Origin of the sequence: Pseudomonas sp. UBA2684, from assembly GCA_002354655.1 — a bacterium.
In the GTDB taxonomy this organism is placed as follows: domain Bacteria; phylum Pseudomonadota; class Gammaproteobacteria; order Pseudomonadales; family Pseudomonadaceae; genus Aquipseudomonas.
On record DELY01000003.1, the window covers coordinates 160,608 to 176,544 of the forward strand.

A 15,937-nucleotide genomic window follows, 5' to 3' on the forward strand; every position below is an offset into this window, starting at 1 on the left:
ACCTCCTGGTTGAACTGTCGGCCATTCTAGGTATTCAGCCGATGGGATAAAGTCATTACCTATCTGTAAAGGAGATGGGTTATGCAGTGGAACCTGGAACAAATTCGCTTGTTCGTCAGCGTCGCCGAAGGGCAGTCTTTTTCCGCCGTGGCGCGGCAGATGAATCGGGTGCAGTCGGCGGTGAGCACGGCGATCGCCCTGCTCGAAGCCGATCTCGGCGTGTTGCTGTTCGAGCGCAGCAGTGGCCGGCAACCGCGGCTGACGGCGGCCGGGGCCTCCTTGCTGGAGGAGGCGCGCGAGGTGCTGCGCCAGTGCGAGCGTCTCGACGGGCGGGCGTTGGGCCTGGTGCGCGGCGAAGAGGTGCGACTGCGCTTGGCCCAGGACGAAGCCATGCCCTACCAGCCGGTGTTGGACAGTCTCGAGGCGTTGGCCCAGGCCTTTCCGCTGCTGGAGGTGCAACTGGCCAGCGGTGCCCAGGGCGATGTCGCGCGCAAGCTGCTGGAGCGCCGCGCCGATCTCGGCCTGTTGTTCCACCACGAGCAGATGCCCGAAGCGCTGGAGCGTCAGCGCCTGGGCACCATCGAGATGGTCACCGTCTGCGGTGCCGGGCATCCGCTGGCGAACGCCGGGCATGTCGACCGTCGCGAGCTGGCCCGCCACCGGCAATTACTGATGGCGCCGCAAGACAGCCATTATCCTGGCGGCGAGCAGATCAGCCCCGCGGTCTGGCGCACCGACAGTTTCTACGCCATGGCCGAGTTGTTGATGCGCAACCTCGGCTGGGCTTGGTTGCCGCGCCATGTGGTGCAGTACCCGACTTACCAGAGCCAGTTGGTCGAGCTGAGCAGCGACTGGACGCCGCCGCCGCTGGTGGTCGAGTTGGTCTGCCGTCGCGATGAAGCGCTGGGGCCGGCGGCGCTGTGGCTGGCCGATTGCTTTGCCAGGCACCTGCAGGCCATCGGCTGATCGAAAAGTGCCTGCGCGTCGGTGCTGCTGCGTTAAAAAGTAGTTCGGCCTGCTCATGTACTACTCGTACACTGCGCGTCTTCACCTGCTTGACTCGCTATGCGCGCCCTGCGGGCCAGCCTTCGGCTGTTACTCCGCTTCGCTGCATTGCGCCTTGCCTGACCTTTGCTCGACGACTTTTCCTAAAGTGCCTAAGCTGCGCGCCCATGAATAGAGCCCTGTACAGCCTGTTGTTGCACCTCGGTCTGCCGATTATCGCTGGGCGTCTGGCCTGGCGAGCGCGGCAGGCGCCGGCCTACGCCAAACGCATCGGCGAGCGCTTTGCACTCGGTCTGCCGCCGCTCAAGCCCGGCGGCATCTGGCTGCATGCGGTGTCGGTGGGCGAGAGCATCGCCGCGGCGCCGCTGATCCGCGAGTTGCTGGCGCGTTACCCGCACATGCCGATCACCATCACCTGCATGACGCCCACCGGCTCCGAGCGCATTCAGGCGATGTTCGCCGCGCCGGAGTATGCCGGGCGCGTGCAGCACTGTTATCTGCCCTACGACCTGCCTTGGGCCGCGGCGCGTTTTCTGGATCGTGTGCAGCCCAGGCTGGCGGTGATCATGGAAACCGAGCTGTGGCCGAACCATATTCACCAGTGCGCCCAGCGCGGCATCCCCGTGGCGCTGGCCAATGCGCGGCTGTCGGCCCGTTCGGCGCGCGGCTATGCGCGCTTTGCCAAACTGACCGCGCCGATGCTCGGCGAAATGAACCTGATTGCCGTGCAGACCGCCGCCGAGGCCGAGCGTTTTCGCCGCCTGGGCGCGCGGTCTGAGTGCGTCGAGGTGACCGGCTCGATCAAGTTCGACCTGACCATCGACCCCGAGCTGCCGCGCCGCGCGTGTGCATTACGCGAGCAGTGGGGCGCCAGCCAGCGGCCGGTATGGATCGCCGCCAGCACCCACACGGGCGAGGACGAGGCGGTTCTGGCGGCGCACCGCGAGCTGCTCAAGCAATGGCCCGAGGCGTTGTTAATCCTGGTGCCGCGCCATCCCGAGCGCTTCAACGCGGTGTTCGAGCTGTGCCAGCGCCAAGGTTTCAGCACCCGCCGCCGCTCGACCGGCGAAGCGCCATTGGCCGGCGACCAGGTGATGCTCGGCGACACCATGGGCGAGCTGCTGTTTCTCTATGCCCTGGCCGACACGGCGTTCGTCGGCGGCAGCCTGGTGGCCAATGGCGGGCACAATTTGCTGGAGCCGGCCGCGCTGGGCAAACCGGTACTCAGCGGCCCGCACCTGTTCAACTTTCTGGAGATCGCTGCGCAGTTGCGCGAGGCTGGCGCTTTGCTCGAAGTGGGCGATGCCACCGCACTGGCCGCGCGGGTGGCCGAGCTGTGGCAAGAGCCTGCGCGTGCCGCGCAGATGCGCGAGGCCGGGTTGGCGGTGATGCAGGCCAATCAGGGCGCATTGGCGCGCTTATTGGCCGGGCTGGGGCGTTTGCTCGGTCAGGTGTGAACCGGGTGACAGCGTAGGGCGGACATGCCGCCGCGCGGTTTGCCCGCTTTAAAGGCCGGTGGACAAGGCTGCGCCATGTCCACCCTACAGACGAGCCTGATCGCGACCATAAAAAACCCGACTCGCGTCGGGTTTTTTATGCAAGCAACTCTATGCGAGCCACTCTATGCGAGCCACTCAGTAGTCCGGGTTGCCCTGTAGCTGGGCTTCGGCGGCCTTGGCCAGGTCTGGCGGCAGGAAATCCTTGTCCGGGTTGTAGTCCGGCTTGAGGAAGTTGCCGAGGGCTTCCAGGTCGCCCGGGCTGAGCGTGCCGGCGGCCTGCTTGAGGCGCAGGTTGTTGAGGATGTAGTCGTAACGGGCGTCGTTATAGTTGCGCACCGAGCTGTACAGCTGACGCTGCGCATCGAGCACGTCGACGATGTTGCGGGTGCCGACCTGGTAGCCGATTTCGGTGGCTTCCAGGGCGCTCTGGTTGGAGATGATCGACTGTTTGCGCGCCTGCACGGTTTCCACATCGGTGTTCACCGCGCGGTGCAGGTTGCGGGTGTTCTGCACGATTTGCCGGCGCAGGCTTTCGCGCAGTTGTTCGGTCTGGTTCAAGCGCTGGTAGGCCTCGCGCACTTGCGAGCTGGTCAGGCCGCCGCTGTACAGTGGGATATTCAGTTGCAGGCCAATGCTGCGTTGCTCGACATCGCCGCTGAACCGGGGCTGGGTTGTCCCAGGTGTGCTGGTGTTGCTGAAACCGAGGCTGTCGTTATCGCCTTTCTGGTAGCTGGCCACCGCGTCCAGGGTCGGCGCATGGCCGGACTTGCGCTGGCGCAGGGTTTCTTCGGCGGCGTCCACCGCGTAGTTGCTGGCTTGCAGGTTGAGGTTCTGCGCGGCCGCGGTGTCGACCCAGGCTTTCGCGTCGTTCGGCGTTGGCGCAAGAATCGGCAGGCTGTGCTGGATGCCTTCAATGGCCGCGTAGTCGCGGTTGGTCAGGGTGATCAGCGCTTGAAAGGCGTCGTCCACCTGGCGCTCGGCGATGATCCGGTTGGCCCGCGCGGTGTCGAAGCCGGCCTGGGCTTCGAGTACGTCGGTCTTGTCCGACAGGCCGACGTCGAAGCGTTCGTTGGCTTGGTCGAGCTGGCGCTTGAAGGCGGCTTCTTCGGCCTTGGTCGAGGCCAGGGTGTCTTGGGCGCGGAGCACGGCGAAGTAGGTTTCCGCGCTCTGCAGAATCAGGTTTTGCTCGGTGGCGGACAGCTCCAGCGCGGCCTGTTCGCTGGTGGCTTCGGCCGCCTGCAATTGGAACCAGCGGTCGGCGCGGAACAGTGGCTGGCTGAGGTTGGCCTGGTACACCGTGCCGCTGCGCGAACTGGTGTTGGCGGGCGAATCGATTGCGGTGCGGGTGTCACTCAAGTTGGCACCGGCCGAGAGGTTGGGCAGCAAGCCGGAGCGCGCCTGCGGTACGACTTCGCGGCGTGCCTGGTAATCCGCACGCGCAGCCGCCAAATCGGCATTGTTGTTGGCGGCTTCCTGATACACCGTGACCAGGTCTGTTTTGGTGGACAGCGGGGCTTGTTCAGCCCAGGCCAATCCGGCGGAAGCGGAGGCCACGGCAAGAGCCAGGGAAAGTCTGCGCAACATTAGGGCAATCCTAGATTTGGCGGTAATCGGCAAGGCTAAGCGGCGCCGCCAGGAGGGTCAAGTGCGCCCATAGCGGCGTGAGTGTAGTTTGCAACAAGCTATGTTGCCTGCGTGCAACAATCCGGGAGCAGGGCGTAGTGGCGTCACTATCCGACGCATGGGTCAGGAGTTTTTGACTCGTGGGTTGGTTTTATCGCGGTGTCTTGATTAGACTGGCCGGGTTCTTGTCGGGGTGCCCCACTTGCGGGGCTGAGATTGGCAGCTGCCGGATCCCGTTGAACCTGATCAGGTTAAGGCCTGCGTAGGGAACAAGATGTGCTCGCCCGTCCTCCGGCGAGCCTCTGGCACCGCCCCAGGTGCACCTTTCGCCCTTAGAACCTGTTTACGATCTCGCGAGCTAGAGCCATGCAAGGCGAAAGCAGGCGAGGAAGCGGAGTTTACTTTTGTAAATGAGCATTCCGAGCCGGTTTTTAACGCAGCAGGGCCGACGCGCAGCAGATCGTAGATAGGTTCGTCATCCGTCCAGGTTCGCTCCGACATATAGCCCTGGAGAGCCGCCGATGAGCACACAAGAAAAAAACCTCAATCCGATTCTGAGTGAGTCAGCCCAGGTCGACCAACAGTCGATCCAACCGTTCACCCGTTCGCAAAAAGTCTATGTGCAGGGTTCGCGCCCGGACATTCTGGTGCCGATGCGGGAAATCAGCCTGGATGTCACGCCCACCGACTTCGGCGGCGAGATCAACGCACCCGTGGTGGTCTACGACACCTCCGGCCCGTACACCGACCCCAACGTCATCATCGACGTGCGCAAGGGCCTGGCCGATGTGCGCTCGCCGTGGATCGAAGCGCGTGGCGACACCGAACGCCTGCCTGGGCTGAGCTCCAACTTCGGCCAGCAGCGCCTCGCCGATGCCGAGCTGACCAAGCTGCGTTTTGCCCACGTCAACAACCCACGCCGCGCCAAGGCCGGGGCCAACGTCAGCCAGATGCACTACGCGCGCCAAGGCATCATCACCGCCGAGATGGAATACGTTGCCATCCGCGAGAACATGAAGCTGGAAGTGGCGCGCGCCGCCGGCCTGCTCGATCAGCAACACGCCGGCCACAGCTTCGGCGCCAGCGTGCCGAAGATCATCACCCCGGAATTCGTTCGTGACGAGATCGCCCGCGGTCGCGCGATTATCCCGGCCAACATCAACCACACCGAACTGGAACCGATGATCATCGGCCGTAACTTCCTGGTGAAGATCAACGGCAACATCGGCAACTCGGCGCTGGGTTCTTCGATTGAAGAAGAAGTGGCCAAGCTGACCTGGGGCATTCGCTGGGGGTCGGACACGGTCATGGACCTGTCGACCGGCAAGCACATTCACGAAACCCGCGAGTGGATCATCCGCAACTCGCCGGTGCCAATCGGCACCGTACCGATTTACCAGGCCCTGGAGAAAGTCGGCGGTGCAGCCGAAGAGCTGACCTGGGAACTGTTCCGCGACACCCTGATCGAGCAGGCCGAGCAGGGCGTGGACTACTTCACCATCCACGCCGGCGTATTGCTGCGCTATGTGCCGATGACCGCCAAGCGCGTCACCGGCATCGTTTCGCGCGGCGGCTCGATCATGGCCAAGTGGTGCCTGGCGCACCATAAAGAGAACTTCCTCTACACCCATTTCGAAGACATCTGCGAAATCATGAAGGCCTACGACGTCAGCTTCTCGCTGGGCGATGGCCTACGTCCGGGGTCGATTGCCGACGCCAACGACGAAGCGCAGTTCGGCGAGCTGGAAACCCTCGGCGAGCTGACCAAGATTGCCTGGAAACACGACGTGCAAACCATGATCGAAGGCCCCGGCCATGTGCCGATGCAGCTGATCAAGGAGAACATGGACAAGCAGCTGGAGTGCTGCGACGAGGCGCCGTTCTACACCCTCGGCCCGCTGACCACCGATATCGCACCGGGCTACGACCACATCACCTCGGGCATCGGCGCGGCGATGATCGGCTGGTTCGGCTGCGCCATGCTCTGCTACGTCACGCCCAAGGAACACCTGGGCCTGCCGAACAAGGATGACGTGAAGACCGGGATCATCACCTACAAGATCGCCGCCCACGCCGCCGACCTGGCCAAGGGCCATCCGGGCGCGCAGATCCGCGACAACGCTTTGAGCAAGGCGCGCTTCGAGTTCCGCTGGGAAGACCAGTTCAACCTTGGTCTCGACCCGGACACCGCGCGCAGTTATCACGACGAAACGCTGCCCAAGGACTCGGCCAAGGTGGCACACTTCTGCTCCATGTGCGGGCCGAAGTTCTGCTCGATGAAGATCACCCAGGAAGTTCGCGTCTATGCTGAAGAGCAGCGCATCGCCGCACTCGACCTGGATGCCGAGGCGGGTATGCAAGCCAAGGCTGAGGAGTTTAAGGCGCAGGGCGCGCAGCTCTACCACAAGGTGTGATGGGGCTTCTGCTAGGCAAATTTGCGTAGCAGTATGAGTGTAACCAGGACGGGCCTTCGGGCCCGTTCCTGTTAACAGGGGGTCGCTATGCAACGAGAAGATGTCGAAGTGATCGAGCGCGAGGCCTGCTTTAGCGGCTTCTACAAGCTCGACCGGCTGCGTCTGCGCCATCGCCAGTTTGCTGGCGGCATGGGGCCGGCGCTCAGCCGCGAGTTGTTTGTGCGCCATGATGCGGTGTGCGTGCTGCCCTATGATCCGCAGCGCGATACGGTGGTGCTGATCGAGCAGTTCCGCGTCGGCGCCTTGGAGAAAAGCGCCAATCCGTGGTTGCTGGAACTGGTTGCCGGGTTGATCGACAAGGATGAGGTGCCGGAAGAGGTGGCGCGCCGCGAGGCGATTGAGGAAGCCAACCTGACCTTGACCGCGTTGTGGCCGATCACGCAGTACTATCCGTCGCCCGGTGGCTCGGACGAGCGCGTGCACTTGTATGTTGGCCGCTGCGACAGTGAGGGCGCGGGCGGCGTGCATGGCCTGGCGGACGAGGGCGAGGACATTCGCGTGCACGTCTGGGCGCTGGAGGATGCCTTGGCGGCGGTCAAGGACGGGCGCATCGACAACGCGGCGAGCATCATCGCCTTGCAATGGCTGGCGCTGAACCGCGCCGAAGTGCGGGGGTTATGGTCGTGAGCCTGTTGCGTGATCGCTACCGCGTCGATCTGGTCGAGCTGCAAGCGGCTTGCGAGGCCAACTACGCGCGGTTGATGTGCCTGTTGCCGGCAATGCGCGAAGTGTCGAGCGCGCGGCGCGTGGCCCTGAGCCAAGGCGAGCACCTGCTGGGGGTATTGGCCTTGGAGGTGCTGGAAACCTGCCCCTATACCTCGACCGTGCAAGTACGCCAGGAGCACAGCCTGCCTTGGCTGCCGGTGCCGAAGCTGGAAGTGCGCGTGTACCACGATGCGCGCATGGCCGAAGTCATCAGTGCACAAAGCGCCCGGCGCTTTCGCAGCATCTACCCGTACCCGAATGCGGCGATGCACCAGCCGGATGAAAAGACTCAGCTCAACCTGTTTCTCGGCGAGTGGCTGAGCCATTGTCTGGCCTGTGGCCATGAGCTGGAGCCGGTTGTGTGAGTGCTGTTGTCGGTTAAGCGAGTCCTGCGCCGGGTTTACAGCTAACTTTCTGTGATGCATGCCCGCTTCGCGGGTTTACCGTTGACCGAACTACCCACCATAATTCACGTATTCCGCTCTAGGAGACGGCCTTGCCGAGCGCGCCCCCTTCCGTTGCTGATTCCTCGGTCCTGCTGGTGCAGTTGTCCGACAGCCATCTATTTGCCGAGGCGGCCGGTAAACTGCTGGGCATGGATACCCAGGACAGCCTGCAGCGGGTGATCGAGCGGGTTATGCAGGAGCAGCCGCAGATCGACCTGATGCTCGCCAGCGGCGACCTGTCGCAAGATGGCAGCCAGGCGTCCTACGAGCGTTTCCGTCAGATGACCGCGGCGATTCCTGCCCCCGGACGCTGGTTCCCCGGCAATCACGACGATGTGCCGGCGATGCAGGCCGCCTGCGTGGGCAGCGATCTGCTGGAGCCGGTGATCGACCTGGGTAACTGGCGGGTCATCCTGCTCGATTCGTCGATTCCCGGCGCGGTGCCCGGTTACCTGGCCGATCGGCAACTGGCGCTGCTGGAGCGTGCGCTCAGCGAGGCGCCCGAACGTCACCACCTGATTTGCCTGCACCACCATCCGGTGTCCATCGGTTGTCGCTGGATGGAGCCCATCGGCCTACGCAACCCGGAGGCGCTGTTTGCCGTGCTGGAGCGCTTCAAGCAGGTGCGTGCGCTGTTGTGGGGGCATATTCACCAGGAGCTGGATCAGCAGCGCGACGGCATCCGCCTGCTGGCGTCGCCGTCGACCTGCGTGCAATTCGCCCCCGGCAGCGAGGAGTTCCAGGTCGATACCACGGCGCCTGGCTATCGCTGGCTGCGCTTGCATGCCGATGGTCGGCTGGAAACCGGCGTGTCGCGCGTCACCGGTATCGCCTTCGAAGTGGATTACAGCGTCAAGGGCTATTGAGCCGTCATCCACGCTGGAGGGCATGAGGCGAAAGCTGCTACCGTTCGGCTTTCCGTTTTATCTGTCAGCGCCGTTCCCATGCCTACGTCCAGCCCCTGCATCCTCTATATCCACGGCCTCAACAGCTCGCCGGCTTCACTGAAGGCCAGCCTGCTGTCGCGTGCGATGGCGCGTCTGGGCCTAGCGGCGCAGTTGCGGGTGCCGGCGTTGCACCACCACCCACGGCAGGCCATCGCCCAGCTCGAAACGTTGATCGCCGAGCTCGGCCGGCCCGTGCTAGTCGGCAGCTCCCTGGGCGGCTACTATGCGACCCACTTGGCCGAGCGGTACGCGTTGCCGGCGTTGTTGATCAACCCCGCGGTGCGCCCGCATCTGCGCTTCGACGGCTACCTGGGCCCGCAGCAGAATTACTACAGCGATGAAACCTGGGAACTGACCGCCGATCACCTGGCAGCCCTGGCCGAGCTGGATGTGCCGCCACCGCAAGACCCCGCGCGTTACCAGGTATGGCTGCAGACCGCCGATGAAACCCTCGATTACCGCGATGCCCAGGCCTATTACCGGGCCTGCGCGCTGCGTATCCAGGCCGGCGGTGATCACGGTTTCCAGGGCTTTGCCGAGCGTCTGCCGATGCTTTTCGCTTTCGCCGGTATTCCCCGCCATCTGTGGCAGGATATCGACTTTTCCGCTCTCAATTGACGACAAGAGACCCCATGGCCCAGCAAGGTTCTAGCTCTTACAACGCCGATGCCATCGAAGTCCTTTCCGGCCTCGACCCGGTGCGCAAGCGCCCGGGCATGTACACCGACACCTCGCGGCCTAACCATCTGGCCCAGGAAGTGATCGATAACAGTGTCGACGAAGCGCTGGCCGGGCACGCCAAATCGATCCAGGTGATCCTGCACGAGGACAACTCCCTGGAAGTGCTCGACGACGGTCGCGGCATGCCGGTGGATATTCACCCGGAAGAGGGCGTGCCAGGGGTCGAGCTGATCCTCACCAAGCTGCATGCCGGCGGCAAGTTCAGCAACAAGAACTACCAGTTCTCCGGCGGCCTGCACGGCGTGGGCATCTCGGTGGTCAACGCGCTGTCGACCAGCGTGATCGTCACGGTCAAGCGCGACGGCAGCGAATACCAGATGAGTTTCGCCGACGGCTACAAGGCCAGCGACCTGGCTGTGGTCGGCACGGTGGGCAAGCGCAACACCGGCACCAGCGTGCACTTCTGGCCGGACGCCAAGTATTTCGACTCCTTCAAGTTCTCGGTCAGCCGCCTTAAACACGTACTGAAAGCCAAGGCCGTGCTGTGCCCGGGTCTTGCGGTCAGCTTCGAGGACAAGGCCAGCGGCGAGAAAGTCGAGTGGCTGTACGAAGACGGTCTGCGCTCCTACCTGGTGGATGCGGTCAGCGAATTTGAACGGCTACCCAATGAACCCTTCTGCGGCAGCCTGGCGGGCAATAAAGAAGCAGTAGATTGGGCGCTGCTGTGGCTGCCGGAAGGCGGCGATGCGGTGCAGGAGAGCTACGTCAACCTGATTCCCACCGCTCAGGGTGGCACCCACGTCAATGGTCTGCGTCAGGGCCTGCTGGATGCCATGCGCGAGTTCTGCGAGTTCCGCAGCCTGTTGCCGCGCGGGGTCAAGCTGGCCCCGGAAGATATCTGGGAGCGCATCGCCTTCGTTCTGTCGATGAAGATGCAGGACGCGCAGTTCTCCGGGCAGACCAAGGAGCGTCTGTCGTCGCGTGAGGCCGCCGCATTCGTTTCCGGCGTGGTTAAAGATGCCTTCAGTTTGTGGCTTAACGGCCACCCGGAACTCGGCCAGCAGCTCGCCGAACTGGCGATCAGCAACGCCAACCGCCGCCTCAAGGCCGGCAAGAAGGTCGAGCGCAAACGCATCACCCAGGGCCCGGCGCTGCCTGGCAAGCTGGCCGACTGTGCCGGCCAAGACCCGATGCGTTCAGAACTGTTTCTGGTGGAAGGTGATTCCGCCGGCGGTTCGGCCAAGCAGGCGCGCGACAAAGAGTTCCAGGCGATTCTGCCGCTGCGCGGGAAGATTCTGAACACTTGGGAAGTCGATGGCAGCGAAGTGCTGGCCAGCCAGGAAGTGCACAATATCGCCGTGGCCGTCGGCCTCGATCCCGGTTCCAGCGACCTCTCGCAGTTGCGTTACGGCAAGATCTGCATCCTCGCCGACGCCGACTCCGACGGCCTGCATATCGCCACCTTGCTCTGCGCGCTGTTCGTCCAGCATTTCCGCCCGCTGGTGGATGCCGGCCATGTGTATGTGGCCATGCCGCCGCTGTACCGCATCGACCTGGGCAAGGAGATTTTCTACGCCCTGGATGAGGCCGAGCGCGATGGCATCCTCGACCGCCTGGTGGCCGAGAAGCGCCGCGGCAAGCCGCAGGTCACCCGCTTTAAAGGCCTGGGTGAGATGAACCCGCCGCAACTGCGCGAAACCACCATGGACCCCAATACCCGGCGCCTGGTGCAGCTGACCCTGGACGATTACCCCGGCACCCAGGAAATGATGGACATGCTGCTGGCGAAAAAACGCGCCGGCGACCGTAAATCCTGGCTGGAGTCCAAGGGCAACCTGGCCGAGGTGTTGCTCTGATGCGGCATTTGTTTGCCGCGTTGCTGCTGCTTGCCACGCCGGCATTGGCCGAGCCCCCGGTGTTGGACGAGCTGAAACTGCTCAGCGAGCACCCGATCGAAGGGATCGCCAGGGGCAACCTGTCGGGCCTGGCCTGGTGTGGCGATGCGCTGTGGGCGGTGTCGGACCGCGAGGACGATCGCTTGTATCGCCTGGATGCCAGCCAGACGGTGTGGCAGGCCGAAGCCGAGCTGTTCGTCGCACCGCCAGTACCGGTCACGCCGCTGCCCTGGGGCCTGCGCATGCGCAGTTGGGCCGCTAGCCTGGTACGCGGCGGCGACCTGGATTTTGAGGGGCTGTCTTGCGACGCGTTGGGCAATCGCTACGTGGTCAGCGAGGCGCACGCCGCGGTGCTGCAGATTCCGCCGGCTGCGGCGGCGCAATGGTTGGCGCTGCCGAGCGGGCTGGTGCGTCAGGCGCGCGCCAGCGGCATGTTGTTGCACTTCAATGCGCTTTTCGAAGGTATCGCCGTCGATCCGGCCGGCGAGCGCTTGTGGCTGGCGGCCGAGCGTCAGCGCCGCGGTCTGCTGGTGCTGCACAAGCAGCGCTCGACCTGGCGCTGCACCGGTGGCTGCGTGCTGCTCAGCGAGGGCGGCAGCGATTTCGCTCCGCCCCAGCTGGACAGCCAGCTACAGCCGCGGGATTTTTCCGGGCTGGCGTACCACAACGATAAGCTCTTCACCCTCGAACGGCAGGCACACCGCATCTGTCGGCGTCAGTTGGGCAACGCCGAGGTCGAGCGTTGCTGGTCGTTTGCCGCCGAAGCACTCACCGATGCCCGCCGTTATGCGCCGTCCTACGGCTTGGCCGAGGCTTTGTGGGTCGACACTGACGGCGCCTGGATCGGCGTCGACAGTGGCCGTATGACCCGCGCCGATGGCGAGGCACGGCCGATTGTCTGGCGCTTCGCCGCGCCGGCAGGCGGCTGGGGGAGTACCCGGTGAGCACGCCGCAGGCTCCCGGTCGGCGTGCCGGGCGGGTGATGCTGGTGCTGGCGTGGGGCGCCGGCTTGCTGCTGGCCACGCACTTCTTCGGCGATTGGGAAGACGCCCAGCGCAACCCCAATCGCAGTCCCGAGTCGCGGCATGGCAGCGGCTACGTGGAGGTGCACCTGGCCAGCAGCAGTCAGGGCCATTACCTGGCCGACGGGCAGATCAACGGTGCGCCGGTGACTTTCTTGCTCGATACCGGCGCCACCCAGGTCGCCGTACCGACCGAGGTGGCCAGGCGGCTGGGCTTGCAGGCCGGTGCGCCGATTGTCATCAGCACCGCCAATGGCCGTGCCACGGCCCACCGCACGCAGCTCGACAGTCTGCAGTTGGGCGATATCGTCCTGCACGATGTTGCCGCCCTGATCGCCCCCGGTATGGGTGGCGAAGACGTGCTGCTGGGCATGAGCGCCCTGAAACAACTCGAATTTACCCAGCGCGACGGCACCTTGATGCTGCGCCAATCCACTTTGCAATGAGGCACGCATGAGCGAATCCCTCGATTTGAGCCTGGACGGTGTTGAACGCCGTTCCCTCGCCGATTTCACTGAGCAGGCTTATCTCAATTACTCGATGTACGTGATCATGGACCGCGCCTTGCCGCATATCGGCGATGGCTTGAAGCCGGTGCAGCGGCGCATCGTCTACGCCATGAGCGAACTGGGCCTGGACGCCGACTCCAAGCACAAGAAGTCGGCGCGTACCGTCGGCGACGTGCTCGGCAAGTTCCACCCGCACGGCGACAGCGCCTGCTATGAAGCCATGGTGCTGATGGCCCAACCCTTCAGTTACCGCTACACCCTGGTCGACGGCCAGGGCAACTGGGGTGCGCCGGACGACCCGAAGTCCTTCGCCGCCATGCGCTACACCGAGGCGCGTCTGTCGCGCTACTCGGAAGTGCTGCTCACCGAACTGGGCCAGGGCACCGTGGACTGGGTGCCGAACTTCGACGGCACCCTGAACGAGCCGGCGACCCTGCCAGCCCGCCTGCCGAATATCCTGCTCAACGGCACCACCGGTATCGCCGTGGGCATGGCTACCGATGTTCCGCCGCATAACCTGCGCGAAGTCGCGGCGGCCTGCGTGCGCTTGCTGGATCAGCCGGATGCCACGGTCGCGCAGCTGTGCGAACACGTGCTCGGTCCGGATTACCCGACCGAAGCCGAAGTCATCACCCCGCGTGCCGATCTGCTGAAGATCTACGAAACCGGCAAGGGCTCGGTGCGCATGCGCGCCGTGTACCGCGTCGAGGACGGCGATATCGTGGTCACCGCGTTGCCGCATCAGGTCTCCGGGGCCAAGGTGCTGGAGCAGATCGCCGCGCAGATGCAGGCGAAGAAGCTGCCGATGGTCGCCGACCTGCGCGACGAGTCGGACCACGAACACCCCTGCCGCATCGTCATCATTCCGCGCTCCAACCGGGTGGATGCCGATGAGCTGATGCAGCACCTGTTCGCCACCACCGAGCTGGAGTCCAGCTACCGGGTCAACACCAACGTCATCGGCCTCGATGGCAAACCGTCGGTGAAAGACCTGCGCACCCTGCTGACCGAGTGGCTGGTGTACCGCGTCAACACCGTGCGCCGCCGTCTGCAGTTCCGCCTGGACAAGGTCGAGAAACGCCTGCACCTGTTGGAAGGCTTGCTCACTGCGTTCCTCAACCTGGATGAAGTGATCCACATCATCCGCACCGAGGATCAGCCCAAACCGGTGCTGATGGAGCGTTTCGGCCTCACCGACATTCAGGCCGATTACATCCTCGACACCCGCCTGCGTCAGCTCGCCCGCCTGGAAGAGATGAAGATCCGCGGCGAACAGGACGAGCTGGCCAAGGAGCGCGCCAAGCTGCTGGCCCTGCTCGGCAGCGAAGCCAAGCTGAAGAAGCTGGTGCGTGATGAGCTCATCAAGGATGCGCAAACCTATGGCGACGACCGTCGCTCGCCGATTGTCGCCCGCGCCGAAGCCAAGGCGTTGAGCGAAACCGAGCTGATGCCGACCGAGCCGGTCACCGTGGTGATCTCCGAGAAGGGCTGGGTGCGCTGCGCCAAGGGCCATGACATCGACGCCACCGGCCTGTCGTACAAGGCCGGCGACGGCTTCAAAACGTCTGCGCCGGGCCGCTCCAACCAGTTCGCCGTGTTTATCGACTCGACCGGGCGCAGCTATTCGCTGGCCGCTCACAGCCTGCCATCCGCGCGGGGTCAGGGCGAGCCGCTCACAGGACGTCTAACCCCGCCGCCGGGCGCGACCTTCGAGTGCGTGCTGTTGCCCGACGACAGTGCGCTGTATGTGATCGCCTCCGACGCCGGCTACGGTTTTGTGGTCAAGGGTGAAGACCTGCAAGCCAAGAACAAGGCTGGTAAGGCGCTGTTGAGCTTGCCGACCGGCGCGCTGGTGGTGCCGCCCAAGCCACTGGCCAACCGCGAAGAAGACTGGCTGGCCGCGGTGACCACCGAAGGTCGCCTGCTGCTGTTCCCGGTGCGCGATTTGCCGCAACTGGGCAAAGGCAAGGGCAACAAGATCATCGGTATTCCCGGCGAGCGTGTCGCCAGTCGCGAAGAGTACCTTACTGACTTGGCAGTTTTGCCAGTCGGTGCGACTCTGGTGCTGCAGGCTGGTAAGCGCACGTTGTCGCTCAAGGCAGACGACCTGGAGCACTACAAAGGCGAGCGCGGGCGGCGCGGCAATAAGCTGCCACGCGGCTTTCAGCGGGTCGATAACTTGCTGGTCGAACCGCTGGCATAAGGCCAGGCGTGCGCTTTAGCGTGCGCAAGGCTGGAGTCGGGCGGCGGTTTAAAGGATGATACGCGGCCGCGAGATACCCCGGCATGGCTGGGCGTATCGGCTAAACACATGTTTGACTGCTGGCTGTCATGCCGGCCGGATGAGAGTAATGACTGTAGTTCGTCTTCCCTTGGTTCTGCTGCTGGCTGGCCTGCTTGGCTTGGTCGGCTGCACGCGCTACCAGCCCGTGCCGCTCTACCAATTGGACGGTGGCAATGCCGCGATGCCTGCCGATAAGGGCGGCATCGCGGTATTGCTGGGGCCGGTGTCGATTGCCGATTACCTGCAACGCGAGGCGCTGTTGCAGCGCCAGGCCGACGGCAGCCTGACCGCGGCGACCGATGCGCGTTGGGCCGGCAGCCTGGCGGCGGACATCGATCGGCAACTGCTGCGTCAGTTGGCCGCGCGGTTGAACAGCCAGCGCCTGGTTTTGGCGCCGGCGACGCCAGGGTTTACCCCCAGCGTGCAGGTGCTGCTGTCGATTTCCCGTCTGGATTCCGGGCCGCAGCGACCTGCGGTGCTGGAGGCGCAGTGGCGTTTGCTGGGGAAGGATGGGCAACTGCTGAATGGGCGCCTGGTGCGCCTGGAAGAGCCACACCAAGGCTCGGTTGCCGATCAGGTGCGCGCCCAAAGCCTGCTGATGCAACAGCTGGTCGAACAGCTGGGAGGCGCGGTGCAGGAGTACGGCAACGCCACTCCGGTGGTGGCCGAGGAGCCGCGCAAGAAGGCCCCGGCAGCGCCAGCCGCCAAGCCGGAAGGGCCGAAAATTCCGGTGGCCGAGCCAATCCGCATCGATGCCGAAGTGTTCCGCTTCTGAGTGAATGCCTGTGTATGAAAAAGCCCGCTAACCGCGGGCTTTTTCTTGTCTCTGTACCCGTTAACTGTTGAT

General features: G+C 64.2%; 13 protein-coding genes and 1 riboswitch. Of the genes, 12 read left to right on the top strand and 1 reads right to left on the bottom strand.

Annotated features, from left to right (window positions below):
• The first annotated feature begins 81 nt into the window (after window positions 1-81).
• Window positions 82-966: a LysR family transcriptional regulator gene (locus B3M58_RS01785; RefSeq protein WP_296216837.1), complete on the top strand. Its 885-nt coding sequence runs from the start codon at window positions 82-84 to the stop codon at window positions 964-966.
• Window positions 967-1,172: 206 nt separating this feature from the next.
• A complete protein-coding gene (gene waaA / locus B3M58_RS01790; RefSeq protein WP_296216838.1) occupies window positions 1,173-2,462 on the top strand; it encodes a lipid IV(A) 3-deoxy-D-manno-octulosonic acid transferase in 1,290 nt (429 codons plus the stop codon).
• A gap of 177 nt (window positions 2,463-2,639) precedes the next feature.
• Here waaA and B3M58_RS01795 read toward each other — a convergent pair whose 3' ends face one another.
• On the bottom strand, window positions 2,640-4,088 hold the full coding sequence (locus B3M58_RS01795) for a TolC family outer membrane protein (protein WP_296216839.1): 1,449 nt from the start codon (window positions 4,086-4,088) through the stop codon (window positions 2,640-2,642).
• Between the two features lie 218 nt (window positions 4,089-4,306).
• Window positions 4,307-4,413: riboswitch (TPP riboswitch) on the top strand.
• 235 nt (window positions 4,414-4,648) lie between these two features.
• Here B3M58_RS01795 and thiC point away from each other — a divergent pair.
• The 10 genes from thiC to B3M58_RS01845 all read left to right on the top strand — a co-directional run bounded on the left by thiC (window position 4,649) and on the right by B3M58_RS01845 (window position 15,865).
• The gene (gene thiC, locus B3M58_RS01800) at window positions 4,649-6,541 is read left to right on the top strand and encodes a phosphomethylpyrimidine synthase ThiC (RefSeq protein WP_296216840.1); all 1,893 of its coding nucleotides are present in this window, start codon (window positions 4,649-4,651) and stop codon (window positions 6,539-6,541) included.
• An 87-nt stretch (window positions 6,542-6,628) separates the two neighbouring features.
• Complete coding sequence (locus B3M58_RS01805; protein WP_296216841.1) at window positions 6,629-7,228, top strand: NUDIX domain-containing protein; 600 nt, start codon at window positions 6,629-6,631, stop codon at window positions 7,226-7,228.
• Window positions 7,219-7,671: a DUF1249 domain-containing protein gene (locus B3M58_RS01810; protein ID WP_296216842.1), complete on the top strand. Its 453-nt coding sequence runs from the start codon at window positions 7,219-7,221 to the stop codon at window positions 7,669-7,671. Before B3M58_RS01805 ends, B3M58_RS01810 begins: the two co-directional genes overlap by 10 nt.
• Before the next feature lie 131 nt (window positions 7,672-7,802).
• On the top strand, window positions 7,803-8,618 hold the full coding sequence (gene cpdA, locus B3M58_RS01815) for a 3',5'-cyclic-AMP phosphodiesterase (protein WP_296216843.1): 816 nt from the start codon (window positions 7,803-7,805) through the stop codon (window positions 8,616-8,618).
• Window positions 8,619-8,696: 78 nt separating this feature from the next.
• Window positions 8,697-9,317, top strand: coding sequence for a YqiA/YcfP family alpha/beta fold hydrolase (locus B3M58_RS01820; RefSeq protein WP_296216844.1), 621 nt, complete (start codon window positions 8,697-8,699; stop codon window positions 9,315-9,317).
• A 14-nt stretch (window positions 9,318-9,331) separates the two neighbouring features.
• Window positions 9,332-11,236, top strand: coding sequence for a DNA topoisomerase IV subunit B (gene parE / locus B3M58_RS01825; RefSeq protein WP_296216845.1), 1,905 nt, complete (start codon window positions 9,332-9,334; stop codon window positions 11,234-11,236).
• Entirely contained in the window at window positions 11,236-12,219 is a 984-nt protein-coding gene (locus B3M58_RS01830) for an esterase-like activity of phytase family protein (protein ID WP_296216846.1), read from the top strand. The genes parE and B3M58_RS01830 overlap by 1 nt, the downstream gene beginning before the upstream one ends.
• A 38-nt stretch (window positions 12,220-12,257) precedes the next feature.
• A complete protein-coding gene (locus tag B3M58_RS01835; RefSeq protein WP_296216987.1) occupies window positions 12,258-12,743 on the top strand; it encodes a retropepsin-like aspartic protease family protein in 486 nt (161 codons plus the stop codon).
• Window positions 12,744-12,750: 7 nt separating this feature from the next.
• Window positions 12,751-15,009 (top strand): DNA topoisomerase IV subunit A, encoded by a 2,259-nt coding sequence (gene parC, locus B3M58_RS01840; protein WP_296216847.1) that lies wholly within the window; start codon window positions 12,751-12,753, stop codon window positions 15,007-15,009.
• A gap of 148 nt (window positions 15,010-15,157) precedes the next feature.
• Window positions 15,158-15,865, top strand: a complete 708-nt coding sequence (locus B3M58_RS01845; RefSeq protein ID WP_296216848.1) for a PqiC family protein — start codon at window positions 15,158-15,160, stop codon at window positions 15,863-15,865.
• The last annotated feature ends 72 nt before the right edge of the window (window positions 15,866-15,937 follow it).

Bases quoted from the DNA above. Each gene is read 5' to 3' on its own strand.
- parE (WP_296216845.1), top strand. From the start codon at position 9,332: ATGGCCCAGCAAGGTTCTAGCTCTTACAACGCCGATGCCATCGAAGTC.
- parC (WP_296216847.1), top strand. From the start codon at position 12,751: ATGAGCGAATCCCTCGATTTGAGCCTGGACGGTGTTGAACGCCGTTCC.
- B3M58_RS01845 (WP_296216848.1), top strand. From the start codon at position 15,158: ATGACTGTAGTTCGTCTTCCCTTGGTTCTGCTGCTGGCTGGCCTGCTT.
- B3M58_RS01805 (WP_296216841.1), top strand. From the start codon at position 6,629: ATGCAACGAGAAGATGTCGAAGTGATCGAGCGCGAGGCCTGCTTTAGC.
- B3M58_RS01785 (WP_296216837.1), top strand. From the start codon at position 82: ATGCAGTGGAACCTGGAACAAATTCGCTTGTTCGTCAGCGTCGCCGAA.
- thiC (WP_296216840.1), top strand. From the start codon at position 4,649: ATGAGCACACAAGAAAAAAACCTCAATCCGATTCTGAGTGAGTCAGCC.
- B3M58_RS01830 (WP_296216846.1), top strand. From the start codon at position 11,236: ATGCGGCATTTGTTTGCCGCGTTGCTGCTGCTTGCCACGCCGGCATTG.
- B3M58_RS01810 (WP_296216842.1), top strand. From the start codon at position 7,219: ATGGTCGTGAGCCTGTTGCGTGATCGCTACCGCGTCGATCTGGTCGAG.
- B3M58_RS01820 (WP_296216844.1), top strand. From the start codon at position 8,697: ATGCCTACGTCCAGCCCCTGCATCCTCTATATCCACGGCCTCAACAGC.
- B3M58_RS01835 (WP_296216987.1), top strand. From the start codon at position 12,258: ATGCTGGTGCTGGCGTGGGGCGCCGGCTTGCTGCTGGCCACGCACTTC.
- waaA (WP_296216838.1), top strand. From the start codon at position 1,173: ATGAATAGAGCCCTGTACAGCCTGTTGTTGCACCTCGGTCTGCCGATT.
- B3M58_RS01795 (WP_296216839.1), bottom strand. From the start codon at position 4,088: ATGTTGCGCAGACTTTCCCTGGCTCTTGCCGTGGCCTCCGCTTCCGCC.